The sequence below is a fragment of the Kothea flammea genome (assembly GCF_052161645.1).
In the GTDB taxonomy this organism is placed as follows: domain Bacteria; phylum Planctomycetota; class Planctomycetia; order Pirellulales; family Pirellulaceae; genus Laterigemmans.
The window spans coordinates 6,373,863-6,386,487 of the sequence record NZ_CP197414.1; the positions used below are offsets into that span (position 1 = coordinate 6,373,863).

A 12,625-nucleotide genomic window follows, 5' to 3' on the forward strand; every position below is an offset into this window, starting at 1 on the left:
GTAATCGTGAGAAATTTGGTTGCTGGGCGTGTGGCTATACTTCTTCTCGGCTCTTGGGGAACCCTAGTTCCCCTCGGTCACGCCGCCGACCCGCCTGGAAAGCCGATTCTTGTGCTCAACACTGAGGGGCCGAACGGCCAAGTGTTGAAGATGCGGTTCTCTAATGACTCCAAGCGTCTCTATGTCGCTGGCCGTGACAAGACGGTTCATCAATGGAATGTCGCGGGAGGAATTGCGAGAGAGGAAAACGGGCCGGCTCGACTCGTTTACGCCTCGGCGCTTCGCTGGCAGCTGGTGCGAGGGAACAGAGGCCAAGTATTTGATTTGGCCATGCATCCTGAACGCGAGGAAATGATAATTGGGGGGATGTGCGCAGAGCAAATCACCGGTGACCTTGCAGTCTTTAATTTAAACAATGAGGAAGTCGTCGCGAGCCTACCTAGCAAACCGGCAAGGGAGCTGAATAAGCGTGCGAACGGTCATACCGAAGTCGTCAATGCGATTAGTTACTCGCCGAGTGGAAACAAGGTGCTGAGTATTGACGCAAGCGGTCGAATTTTTCTCTGGACCCGGGGCACAGGAGGCATTTGGTCTGGTAAGGAAGTAAGTGGTCCCGCGAGTTACAAACTGGAGTTTCCCCTAGTGCAGTTCATTTCGGAAACCAGGTATGTGACAGAGTCGCGTAATTCGACTGGTTCCGTTCAACTTGCTGAATTCGACCTGACTGGGAAAAAGGTCGGTTATCATCGTGATCGGTTTACCTCTCTCTCTGCGCTCTCCAACTCGGGCCAGGGTTTCTGGGCGGTGGGAGATTTGGCGGGAAAACTGGTCTTTAAAGGGTTGAACAAGGAATTCAAGTCTTGGAAATTCCAAACTCAGTTCCCCGAAATTAACGCGATTGCGTTCGGTCCCAATGGGCTTGCTGCGGTTGCAAGTAATCAGCAAGTGACTACGGGAAAGAATGTTACAAGTGTTAACAGTTGCATTCAATTAATTGACACCATTCAACAACGTGAAATCGACCGGCGGGAGTTTCCTCAACGGCTGTCAGCAATTCGCTCGATTGCGATCAGTCCAGACGGCAGTCTCCTCGCCACGCATAATGACGAACGACGCGAGGTTCGTTTGTTTAGAATGCAAGATGCCAAAGGCGTATATTTAACCAGGCCTTTGCAAGCCTTAACGCCAAACTACGCGGCGGGATTGAGTAAACCCGTAGTTGCCGTTGGGTTTTCGCCTGATGGTAAGTCGGTATTGTTTGGAGATCAACCATCTTCTTTTTCGCACTCCGTTTCATTTGCAAGTGGGCGTGTTGCGACAATTGAAGATGAAGCGCTTCCGCATAGTGTCGATGCAAGGTGGGCAGATTGGGACGTACGCCTACCGGGTAATTCAAAAGTTGGCGTCGTTAGTGATACGGGAAAAGAGTGGCAAATATCCGTAGACCAGAGACTACAGGGGAAGGTGGTCGAATTTGCTTTTATCGGGACCGGTGCGAGGCCCAGTGCGGTCGCGGTGGGTGCCGATCTGGTAAATGGTATCTATATTTATTCACTTCCATCTGATGGCTCGGCCCCAAGGCTTCTGCGCTGGTTTTATGATCACAATGATACGGTGGCTTCTTTGGCCGTCTCGCCTGACCAGAAAATGCTGGTCTCCGGCTCCTATGATGGAACGCTGAAGATGTGGGATTTGCGGGGTATTTTTGCTCGGGACCCAGCGTTCTCGTCCCAGAGTATTTGGGGAGCGAGTTTCCAACGGGAGCAAGCCGGCTTAATAATCCGACGCGTCGACCCGGCGGGAATCGCTTACGCTAAAGGTTACCGTGATGGTGATAGAGTTATAGAAATCTACGGGGAATCACGGACCCAGACTGGAAAGATCTACTACCTGCGAGGTGAGGATGCTACGGTTGCCGCGATGCATGCAGCCCTAGAGGATATCAATCCTTTCCAGGAGGTTTTCCTGCAATTTGCAGATGGAATGAAGGTAGTCCGTCCTGGGTGGGAGCCAATCGTGACGGTATATCGGGACCGACGCGATGAATGGGCTATTTGGCATCCACGCGGGTATTTCGACTCGTCTCCTGCTGAAGGCGGCAACCTTTTTGGTTGGCTGTTTAACCTCGGGCCAGACCAAACTCCCCGCGTGTTGCGGGCCAGTCAGTTGCAAAAAGAGTTTGAGCGGCCCGATATTATTCGTGGTTTGCTTTCTGGGCAAACGATTGATCGCGTTTTGGCTGGACGGAATGAGCAGGGGAAATCGCTAGGGCGCATCGGTCAGCAGGTACCGGAGGTGAAAATTGTCTCGCCGCTTACGACCCAGCCTGTGCCCGCTAACGGACGGACCACTTTGGTCGCGCAGGTTACTTTTCCAGAGAGGAATCGTGGAGACTACACCGTCGTCGCGTCGATCAACGGATTTCGCTTGGGTAGTCCTGAAGGAGAGCAGCAGGGAGGTTTGGAGTCCTGGGAATTTCGTTGGCCCTGTGCTCTTACCAGTGAACTCAATCAAGTTGAGGTGATGGTGTCCGAACGCGGTGGAGCATTAAATGCGCTCTACGATACTGCTCAAGTCACTCTGCGTGGTGTTCCGCTCAATGATCAGCGTTACCGATTACATCTCTTGTTGTTGGGTAGCAAGCAATATGGAGATGAAGCAAGCCAATCCGATACCAAATTACCGCCACTGGATTTCCCGATCGACGATATTGATGAAGTGCGGAGCCGACTAGCGCGTTATCATACCGAGAAGAAGTCTGCCTATGAGCAAGGTAAGTGGATTCGGCTTGTTGATCAGGAGATTACACGCGAGTCGGTGAGCAAGAGCATAGACGCGTTGCAGCAGGCAATCGAACGCGATTATTCCGGCGATCGCAATGTCTTAGTGGTCTACTTGGCTGGTCACGGACTGACGGTGGACAGCGAGTATCATTACGTCACCGTTCACGCGCGGGATAGCAGTGATGCGGCAGTGAAAGCTACTGGAATTCCTTGGTCATTACTGAGTGAGGCGGGAAGTGAGAACTGCCAAGTCGTCTATATGATCGACACCTGCCACAGTGGTGTTGCCGCTCAGGAGCTAGCCTCTGATGCCGTCATTCGAGACCGGAAGAGTGCTGTTCGCGATCCGATTAGGTCGCAAGGAATTGTCATCTCGGCTGCGACGGGAACAGATCCCGCGTTGGAAGTTTCTCGCCTTCGGCACGGCATATTTTCGTTCACCGTGCTGCAAGCACTCGCCGGCGGTGCCGATGGATATGTGAGATCTCCTCGGGGAAGAGTCCGGAAAGAGGAGGATGCGGTTGACAACCGCGTTGACTTTACTGAGCTCATCCACTTTGTTGCTTCTCAGACAGAACAACTCGCCCAGGGAAAACAGCGGCCAGTGGTCGCTCCGCAGCGACTTTTGGAAACCTTTGAACTGCCAATGGTGAATTTAGTTCCTTGAGTAAGTTAGCAAAAAAATCCTCTCCCAATAAATTGAGAGAGGATTTCGAACTTTCTAAATAATCGAGCATTTAGAACACTGTCTTAGAAAGCGCGGTTGATCTGAATGAAGAATTCAGCATCAAAAAGTTTGTCGTCGGTTCGCAACGGAGCGGCACCACCGAGACGAACCGCCGTTGGGCCGTGTTGGAAGTGCAACGCGGATGACAGATTCAGCGCGTTGAATCCGATGTTGCTAATCGTGTCACCGCCCGCGGCAACGGTATCGCCATCGTTTAGACCCGTGGTATAGTGTAGCTCGGTGATGGCTGCCACCCCCTTATGAAGCCTTCCACTTGAGGTGTCTTGGCGGTAAAGCCAGCGACCCAGCGAGGAGCTCAGAAACAGCAGATTCTGGTCCTGAATTGTTCCCGACGTGCCACCGGCAAAATCAGTCACGCGAAACCCATTCAAGTCGAAGTTGGCTTGAACAAATCCCTGAGTGAACCAATCACGGTTTAGCTGCTGGGCAAACCCAACAAACGGGGCAAGCTGGTAAGACTCGTTTTCAACTAGCAGGTCAAGTGCCCCACCGTTGTTCAACTCGTAGTCGGAACCGGTCGGAACAGTTAGTGCTGCACCTGCTGATATGACGCATGTCGAGGTGGAAAGCATGTTTGCTTTCAGCGTCAATGCAAGGTTACCAAACTCGACTGCTTGGCCACCGATTCCTACTCGCTGGGTGGCATCGAGTGCCGAACTAAAGGGCAAGCGGAACTCGAAGGATGCGTTTCCGTTAAGGAATGTCTTTTCAAAACCAAACAAGATTCGGTCCACGTCCGAGGAAACCCCGGTCGCGTCGCTCACTGCGTTGCTGAAGTGGTTGTAGGTGAAGAAGACGCGATCTTGTGGAATCGGGCTAACGTTTTCCGGAATCTTGAATCGTCTGTCACCACCAGCGACCGCGATGGTTTGAGGACCAATCAAACCACCACCTAGAACCAAGCTCGAACCTCCGAAGAAGTCGCCGAGCATGCTCGGCATCTCGGGGGCACCAGACGCGTTACTGGCGAAGCCTGTTGATTGCGCTGGCGTTGTGTTGGCCAACGACGAAAAATTATTAATGTCGTTTTGCGGGATCGACATGTTGCTCTGGTCCGGGGCCACGCCCGAACCGACGTCCCCAGAACCGACGTCCCCAGAACCGACGTCAGCGGAGCCCAATGGCGTCGGTTGCATGGACCCATACTCGATCGGCATTCCGGGCGGGCAAGGGTTGGGGGGGCAGGGGTCGCCGTACTGACCAGCTGTCTGGGCGACGTTGCTGTTGACTGCGGTCGTGCCAAAGTAGTCGTCGTATTCGTCAGCGTTGGCAAACCCCGCATGACCCAGCCCGACTACGGCTGCGAGTTGGAGGGCGAGCCAGCGCCGCTTTGATCCATTACGTCTCGTGTGCATAACAAATTCCATTTCGTATTTACAAGTTGGCGATGGATGAAGGCGAGTGGCGCACTGGTTTAACCAACCAGCCAACCATTCACGTTTCCCACCACTCGGCAGTTAAGAACAAAGGAACGTGGAACAGGCCTTGGCTACCTGCTCAGCAAGACCAAGCCGTCACCAGGCGAAACAATTTCGCGCACCATCGTTTGATCAAACCCCTATGTTATTTGGGGGGTGCACTTAGCGAGATATATCGACCAACTTTCTTTGGATTATCCAGCATTTGATTGGTTTCACTGAATATCGAGCGAACTTGGCCCAAAACTATTGGGCAACTGTGATAATCGCTACAGATTCGAAACTTCCTGCATGTCTTGCAAATGTGGTGGTTTGCTTGACTCTGAATCAGGTGGTGTCTTTGTGTTTACTCCTTGGGGCGCCATGATCAGCGAGACGAGTGGTGATCGGTGCGACGGGCTACCATTGGCGGTTTGACCAGTTATGCTTATCAGATCGATTATTCTCCGCCCCTCACGGTCCCCTTGGTGCAACCCCAAGCGTTTTCCAAGAGCACGTTAAATTTATGCCGCGGACTGGCTTTTTAATTTCCGCTAAAGCGATTGGCTTCACCGTCGGTTCACGATGCGGGCGGCCTATGGTCTGGATGCGGGCGCTGTTGTTTTTAAGTGCGGTGGTTCATGGCGGAGTAACTGCGTTCGGCGAGGCACCCCGCGCGACTCGGCCTCACCTCGTGCTGTACATGGCGGCTGGCCACCCCGCTGAGTTCGTCCGGCAGAGCGGAGATGTTGCAGGCCAACAATTGTGGGCAAAGCAATTGCCCAAACTCAGCAGAGTTGCAGCCACGGGGTTGGTATTTTCCCAAGCTTTTTCTCCAGCGACTGAGTTCCATTCTGTTCAGCAGGCCATTTACAGCGGACGTTTTCCCACTTGGTCCAGGGCAGTTTCTGTGATTGGGGAAGATGCGGGCAGTTCTCCCGCCAGGGGGGATGCGGTGCAGGAACGAACCTTATCGAGTCATCTAAAGGCGATGGGATATCGTCTACTACTGATTGGCCAGCAACCCCTGGTTAGTGGCAATCATTTTCCATTAGAACTGCTTGCCCAGCCAGCCGAATTGCAGTTGCCGTCGGGCGCTGGCGGTACCTTTGACTTGGCAGCCTGGTTGTCCAGCGAGTCGCAGCGGGACCAGCGACCGATTTGTTTAATGATTCATGACTCTTGTGATCAGGAAAGGGGCGTTTCGCAGCAATACGATATGTTGAACGCGAGGGTTGAAGCCATTCATGATGCGATGGCGGCTACTTTCAATGATCATGATACGATATTCATGTTCACTTCCACGCATGGTGTTCGTGAATCAGTTGTCATGAGTGGCCACCCAGTTGAGGCAATGTCAGATGCTGTGCTGCGTGTCCCCTTGGTGATTTCCTGGCCGGGATACGTACAGCCCGCCCGGAGTGAAGCTTTGATCAGCACGGTCGATTTGTTGCCAACGATTGTGGAATTGGCTGGGGGGACTCCACCCAGCGGGATCGACGGTGTGTCGTTTGCCGCGATCGTGCGGGGTGATGGGCATGAACATCGTGATTTAGTCTTTGCTGTGCACACCCCCGACAGCTCGACGGAGTCGGCTGGCCAGCAGATCGATTCGCCAAAAAATTGGGCTTGTTTGGTCCGTGACCAACGGTTCAAGCTGATTCATTCCCATCGGGCAGCAGCGTCCGAAAATGCCGAGCAGATGGCTGAGGGTGATGCATTGCTGCTGCCCGTTCGCGAACGTTTCATCGATACCAGGTCTGACCCGCATGAAGTTGAAAATCAAATTCATCAAGTTGCCCACCAGGATGTGCTGACAGAGTTGCGTGATCAATTGAGTTCTTGGATGCAACGTCATGGTGCGGCCCCACCGCAGCGTGTGCTGGACCAGGCGGCCCCTAGCGAGCGCGAATGAAACTGTCGAATTGGTATGACTACCCGCAGTACTTTGATATGGTGTTTCGTGATGAAACCGCATACGAAGTCGACTTCTTTGAGGCGGCGTTCACCAAGTACGCGAGCGGACCGGTGCGGCGGCTGTACGAACCCGGTTGTGGCAGCGGCAGGCTGGTCGTGGCGATGGCCGCGCTTGGTTACGAAGTCTGTGGGCTCGACCTGAGCAAGCCCTCGCTGAGTTACCTGCGTCGCAAGCTTCGCCGTCGTGGCTTGACGGCGGAACTAGTCGAAGGTGATATGCTTGAATATCAGCCGACGGAAACTATTGACGCAGCCTTCTGCACTTTTAACACGTTTCGACATCTGCTGAGCCAGGAAGCGGCGCTCACGCATTTGCGCAGCGTCGCTCGATCGCTGCGGCCGGGTGGGATTTATATTCTAGGATTTCATATCATTCCGCTTGATGCCGATGAAGATTGCATCGAGCGGTGGCGAGCCAAACATGGTAAGACAGCCGTCACGACCACTTTGCAAGTCGTCGACTTTAACCGGGATGAGCGACGAGAGCGGTTGCGCGTTACGCTGACAGCCAAAACCGAAGCCAAAACGATTCGTTGTCGCACGGAATTCCCCTTGCGGCTTTACACCCATCAGCAAGTCGAGCAGCTCTTCCAGCAATTACCCGAGTATGAGCTGGTCGGGATTCATGACTTCGATTACGCCATCGACGAGTCGCGAGAGCTCGACGATGACCTCACAGACGCGGTCTTTGTGTTGCGGAAACGCTAAACAGCTATTGCTGAGGTTGGGCATCTTGATCAGCCGCGGCGGCTGGTTTTTCCGCCGGCGTTGGCTTGACCTGTTCGAGCAATTTCTTGACTTCTTCGAGCACGAGTTGACGGGCGGTATTGCCAGTTTCGCCCTCGGGAAAGCCCAACGTTTCTTCGTCGAAACCAAAATTCGAATTTTCGCGGCCGACGGGAAAACCGATGTCGCGGAGGCGGCGTTTGTTGAGCACGGCAACGGTCGCCATGGCTAAATCTCTGACTTCGACTTGCAGGATACGGCCGGTGGGATCGGGATAAAATAGATCGCCTCCGCTGGGGCGTTTATCGTCAAGAAAGGGTTGCACCAGCATCCCATCGGCGGGCTCGCCAAAGCGAGCGATCGTCTTGAAGGCGAAAGCGATCGCCTCCACATCGTCAGCCTGTTCGGCCAGCATCTTGCCGGCCAATGTCACGGCCTGTGAGAATTCAGCCTGCATGGCGAAATGTACGGCATCGATTCTCCGCCCCGAATTGACGCGAACAAGCCACTGACCAATCAAGCTCCGCAAGGGACCCGACATCTCGGGATCACTGAGGGCGTCGACAATCTCAAAACGCCTTACCAATGAAATGACTTCGGTGTCGTGAGCCACTGTGGTTGGTACCTCGGGATCAGAAATTACCAACAGCAACGCCAGGCAATCTTCGACCGTGGGCTGAAATCTCAGCGTGCGGCGGGAGGCTTGCAGATCTTGAGTGAGCACGTTTAACGACTCGGCGCGCTCACGAGTTGTGCCACCGAGTAACTGCACGTAGGTCGGATGTTTGCGGCTGATCGCCACGAAGGTCTCGCGAGCCAACTGGGTATCGCCAAGTCGCTGTTGGGCAAAATCCCAGCCGGGAAGTTCCGACTCGGGATCGCGATCGAGGAACGCTCGCACCCGCGCCTCGAAATCATCCTGCATCAGCCGTTCGACGATGATCTCAATCCGTTGCCGAACTTCCTGATCGCCCACCTCAGCTTCGTGACGCAGCGTTGGCAAACACTGCGGGCCCAGTGTCAGCAGTTGGGCGGTCGCCGCTTCGCGAACTTGAAATGAATTCGCGCCAAGCTGGGAGATTAGCCGGCGAAGCTGTTCGTCGCTGGGCTGCTCGTCGGCGGTTTTTTCGTCGGCGGTTTGTTTGGGGGTGACTGGGTATGCGGGGGCGGGGATCACGGGGGTGATAGCCAATAGAAACAACGTGGAGAGCAGCAGGCGTTGTTTGATCGGCAAAAATTTTCCCACTCGGGAATTGCTCACGACAGGCTCGCTATTGGGCTGCTTTGTTGCACGACCTCGCCCTGTTCTTGGAGTTGTCATGGTTCCTGCAGTTCTCATGACTTTCCATCCGTAGCGATTGGGAAGAATTTCGAGACTGGGCCGACGAGTTGGCATCCTGTCACTTTAGCGGTGTTGAGAGTTGGTGGACCGCCTCAAATTCGAATCGGTCGTGAGTGCAGCGGCAACTGTTGCTCCCGTCGAGGAACCCAGCTACAGTAATGATACAGGGATTTGCGGCCGCTTGCAGCCTTAACTGCTAAAGAGCCAGCTTGACGAGCCATGTTGTCGCGAATTCCAAGTGAGGGCTGCGGGATGGTTGTCGCGCGGCCAATCACCGTTTTTGAAACAGCCGAATCAGCGACGCAATGTAGGGAACCATGGCTATCGACACCCCCGCCAAAACAGCTTCTTCCACTACCTCCTCCTCAGCCAGCCCAACTGACTCCGGTCCAACGACTGCTGGCCCCTACCAGCCGACCCGTGATCGCGGTCCAGGAACGGTTGCCGTGCACGGTGGCGAACTGCGGCATAAACCGGGGGACTCCATCTCCGACCCCATTTTCTGCGCGGCAACCTACGCCTTTGATTCCACCGACGAATTGCTGGAATACGTCGAAGGCCGGGCTGAGCGGGAAGAGTATGGGCGTTATGGGAATCCCAACGAGCGGGCTGTCGAGCGCAAGCTGGCCACTTTGGACGGAGCCGAGGACGCGGTCGTCTTCAGCACCGGGATGGCGGCCATCGTGGGGCTGCTGATGGCGAAGCTCAACGCGGGCGATGAGATTGTTTTCTTTGATCAATGTTATCGACGCAGCCGAGAATTCTGCGTCAAGCACCTGAGTCGCTTTGGCGTCGTGACTCGCCAGGTGCCAACGGGAGATTTTGCCGCCATGGAAGCGGCCATTACGCCTCGCACGCGGATGCTGGTCAGCGAGTCGCCGACCAACCCGCACATGACGGTGATCGATCTGGAGCAGTTCGTCGCCGTCGGCAAAGCGCATGAGGTGGAGACACTGATCGATGCCACGTTGGCAACTCCCTTTAACGTGCAACCATTAAAGTTCGGTGTCGACTACGTGCTGCATTCGGCAACCAAATACCTTGGCGGACACAATGATTTATTGGCCGGTGTAATTTGCGGCAGCACCGCAGCGCTGGAGAGTGTTCGCAATCTGAGAGGCATCATGGGCGGTATTAACTCCGCTCATAATTTGTATCTGCTGCAGCGCGGTTTGAAGACCTTTGAGTTAAGGATGCAGCGGCATAATGAGAATGGTCAACGCTTGGCGGAATTCTTGCAATCGCATCCGCGAGTGGAACAAGTCTACTATCCAGGCTTAGCCGATCATCCGACCCACGAAGTCGCCCAGCGGACGATGCGCGGGTTTGGCGGTTTGGTATCGTTCTTAGTGCGTGATGCCGATTGGCAACAGACGGCTCGCGTCGTCGATGCGGCCCGGTTGCCAAGGATTGCTCCCAGTTTGGGCGGCGTTGAATCTTTGATCGAACAACCGTTGATTATGAGCTATTACAGTTGCAGCCCCGAGGAACGGCAAAAGTTCGGCATCCCTGATAACATGATTCGTTATTCCTGCGGGATTGAAAATGCGGATGATTTGATTGCCGATCTTGAGCAGGCTTTGCAACCATGAAGTTTCGCACGCGAGCCATCCACGTTGGCAACGAAATCGATCCCAGCACGGGAGCGGTCGTGCCGCCGATCCACTTAGCTTCCACCTTTCGTCAACCGGGAGCGGGCAAGTGGGGAGAATTTGATTATTCGCGGAGTGGCAATCCGACACGTGCGCAATTGCAAGCCACTTTGGCATCACTGGAGGGTGCCGCCGGAGCTTTAGCTTTTTCCAGCGGGATGGCGGCGATTCATTGCGTCACCATGTTGTTGAACTCGGGAGATCACATTGTCGCCGGTTGTGATCTTTATGGCGGCGCTTATCGGTTATTGCATAAGATTTGCTCCCGGGCGGGGATCGAAGTCACGTTGGTCGACATGACATCGGCCACCGCGATCCGGCAAGCCCTGCGGCCGGAAACGCGTTTGCTCTGGGCTGAGACGATCGGCAATCCGCTGTTCACGATTCCCGACTTGAGCATGTTGGCTGAAGTCGCCCATCAACATGGCGCTTTGGTTGGCGTCGACAACACCTTCGGCACTCCGGTTCTGGTTCGCCCGCTGGAGCATGGCATTGACATCGTGATGCACTCGGCTACCAAGTACTTAGGCGGCCATAGTGATTGTTTGGGAGGTACCTTAGCGGCCCGCGAAACCGCACTGCACGAGCAACTGTACTACATTCAAAATGCCACCGGCGCCGTGCTCGATCCGTTCACCTGCTTTCTCATCGCGCGTGGTCTGAAGACCCTGGAGTTGCGAGTTCGAGAGCAGTCACGAACCGCCCTGGAACTGGCCACTTGGTTGCAATCGCATCCACGCGTGGCTCGCGTGTTGTATCCGGGGTTAGCCGATCATCCCGGGCACGTGTTGGCGAGTTGTCAGTTTGATCAGGGTTTTGGAGCGATGCTCTGTTTCGAACTGGCCGGTGATTATCAACAGACCGCCCGGGTCTGTGAAGCGACCGAGTTGTTTCATCTGGCTGTCAGTCTGGGAGCCGTGGAATCGCTGATCGAACAGCCCGCCTCAATGTCGCATGCCAGTTATGATGCCGCCGATCGCGAGCGTTTTGGAATTACCGATGGCCTGATCAGGCTGTCGGTAGGTTTGGAAGACATTGACGATTTGAAAGCCGATCTCGAGCAAGCGCTGCAAGCCGGCGTTGTGAGTTAAGCACTTCCCCATAAATCAATTAGCAAAACGGAATCAGCCACTACACGCCAGCGTCCAGTTCCGCAGAATTGTGAGCTGGCGCCAAACGGCTGATATAACCTAAAGCGTCCAAGACCGTCGCTTCAAGACTCAAGACTCAACACTCAACACTCAACACTCAACACTCAACACTCAACACTCAACACTCAACACTCAACACTCAAGACTCAAGACTCAATGCCCCGCCCCGCCGGCCTGGGCTCCCCAGATCGCGATTAGCCGTTGGTCACGCCCGCAGCTGGAGCGATAATAGCGGTATTTGATGGGGTGTTTGATATGATAATCTTGATGATAGGCTTCCGCCGGATAGAATTCGGCGGCTGGCAAGATCTGAGTCACAATCTTTCGTTTGGTGTACTTTGCCAAATCGCGGATGCTGGCTTCAGCTTGCTGTCGCTGTTTGTTGGAGTCGACAAAGATTGCCGCTCGATATTGGCTGCCAGTATCACAGAACTGGCCTCGCGCGTTGAAGGGATCGATGTTGCGCCAAAACACATGCAGCAGTTTCTCGTAGTTGGTGCGGCGCGGATCGTAGACTACTCGCACCGCTTCGTAGTGCCCGGTACGTCCTTGAGAAACGGCATCGTAAGTGGGGTTTTTGGTTTTGCCGCCGGTGTAGCCGGAAATGGTTTCCACCACTCCTTCAACTTTGTCAAAAGCCGACTCGACGCACCAGAAGCAGCCACCGGCAAAGACTGCCGCTTGGAGTTGGCCTTCCCCGGCGGTGGCGTCCGGCGGGGAAGCTGTTTGATCAGCAGGACTGGTCGGCGATTGGCCAGCGGCTTGAGGTGAACCGCTGGCAAACTGCGTAAGCAGCCAGCAGGTTGCTAAGAAAGTGGAAAGCCCGTTGAACCGTAACATTAGGAGACT

General features: G+C 54.6%; 8 protein-coding genes. 5 read left to right on the forward strand and 3 right to left on the reverse strand.

Annotated elements, in window-relative coordinates:
- The first annotated feature begins 111 nt into the window (after positions 1-111).
- Positions 112-3,450 carry a caspase family protein gene (locus tag SH139x_RS23730; protein ID WP_488352239.1) on the forward strand — a complete coding sequence of 1,113 codons (3,339 nt, stop codon included), beginning with the start codon at positions 112-114 and terminating at the stop codon, positions 3,448-3,450.
- Between the two features lie 83 nt (positions 3,451-3,533).
- Here SH139x_RS23730 and SH139x_RS23735 read toward each other — a convergent pair whose 3' ends face one another.
- The gene (locus tag SH139x_RS23735; protein ID WP_488352240.1) at positions 3,534-4,886 is read right to left on the reverse strand and encodes a hypothetical protein; all 1,353 of its coding nucleotides are present in this window, start codon (positions 4,884-4,886) and stop codon (positions 3,534-3,536) included.
- A 568-nt stretch (positions 4,887-5,454) separates the two neighbouring features.
- On the opposite strand from SH139x_RS23735, the gene SH139x_RS23740 reads away from it, so the two are divergent.
- Both SH139x_RS23740 and SH139x_RS23745 read left to right on the forward strand, forming a co-directional pair.
- Positions 5,455-6,843: a sulfatase-like hydrolase/transferase gene (locus SH139x_RS23740; RefSeq protein WP_488352241.1), complete on the forward strand. Its 1,389-nt coding sequence runs from the start codon at positions 5,455-5,457 to the stop codon at positions 6,841-6,843.
- On the forward strand, positions 6,840-7,613 hold the full coding sequence (locus SH139x_RS23745; protein WP_488352242.1) for a class I SAM-dependent methyltransferase: 774 nt from the start codon (positions 6,840-6,842) through the stop codon (positions 7,611-7,613). The genes SH139x_RS23740 and SH139x_RS23745 overlap by 4 nt, the downstream gene beginning before the upstream one ends.
- Positions 7,614-7,617: 4 nt before the next feature.
- Here the strand turns inward: SH139x_RS23745 and SH139x_RS23750 are convergent, their stop codons facing one another.
- Positions 7,618-8,892 carry a hypothetical protein gene (locus SH139x_RS23750; RefSeq protein WP_488352243.1) on the reverse strand — a complete coding sequence of 425 codons (1,275 nt, stop codon included), beginning with the start codon at positions 8,890-8,892 and terminating at the stop codon, positions 7,618-7,620.
- Between the two features lie 398 nt (positions 8,893-9,290).
- Between SH139x_RS23750 and SH139x_RS23755 the strand changes: the two genes are divergently transcribed.
- A complete protein-coding gene (locus tag SH139x_RS23755) occupies positions 9,291-10,565 on the forward strand; it encodes a trans-sulfuration enzyme family protein (protein ID WP_488352244.1) in 1,275 nt (424 codons plus the stop codon).
- Positions 10,562-11,716: a trans-sulfuration enzyme family protein gene (locus SH139x_RS23760; RefSeq protein WP_488352245.1), complete on the forward strand. Its 1,155-nt coding sequence runs from the start codon at positions 10,562-10,564 to the stop codon at positions 11,714-11,716. Before SH139x_RS23755 ends, SH139x_RS23760 begins: the two co-directional genes overlap by 4 nt.
- Positions 11,717-11,929: 213 nt before the next feature.
- Here SH139x_RS23760 and msrA read toward each other — a convergent pair whose 3' ends face one another.
- Positions 11,930-12,616, reverse strand: a complete 687-nt coding sequence (gene msrA, locus SH139x_RS23765; protein ID WP_488352246.1) for a peptide-methionine (S)-S-oxide reductase MsrA — start codon at positions 12,614-12,616, stop codon at positions 11,930-11,932.
- Positions 12,617-12,625: the final 9 nt, after the last annotated feature.

What these genes read in the sequence shown, in the direction of transcription:
- SH139x_RS23735 (WP_488352240.1), bottom strand. Translation starts at nt 4,886, where the DNA reads ATGCACACGAGACGTAATGGATCAAAGCGGCGCTGGCTCGCCCTCCAA.
- SH139x_RS23740 (WP_488352241.1), top strand. Translation starts at nt 5,455, where the DNA reads ATGCCGCGGACTGGCTTTTTAATTTCCGCTAAAGCGATTGGCTTCACC.
- SH139x_RS23745 (WP_488352242.1), top strand. Translation starts at nt 6,840, where the DNA reads ATGAAACTGTCGAATTGGTATGACTACCCGCAGTACTTTGATATGGTG.
- SH139x_RS23755 (WP_488352244.1), top strand. Translation starts at nt 9,291, where the DNA reads ATGGCTATCGACACCCCCGCCAAAACAGCTTCTTCCACTACCTCCTCC.
- SH139x_RS23760 (WP_488352245.1), top strand. Translation starts at nt 10,562, where the DNA reads ATGAAGTTTCGCACGCGAGCCATCCACGTTGGCAACGAAATCGATCCC.
- msrA (WP_488352246.1), bottom strand. Translation starts at nt 12,616, where the DNA reads ATGTTACGGTTCAACGGGCTTTCCACTTTCTTAGCAACCTGCTGGCTG.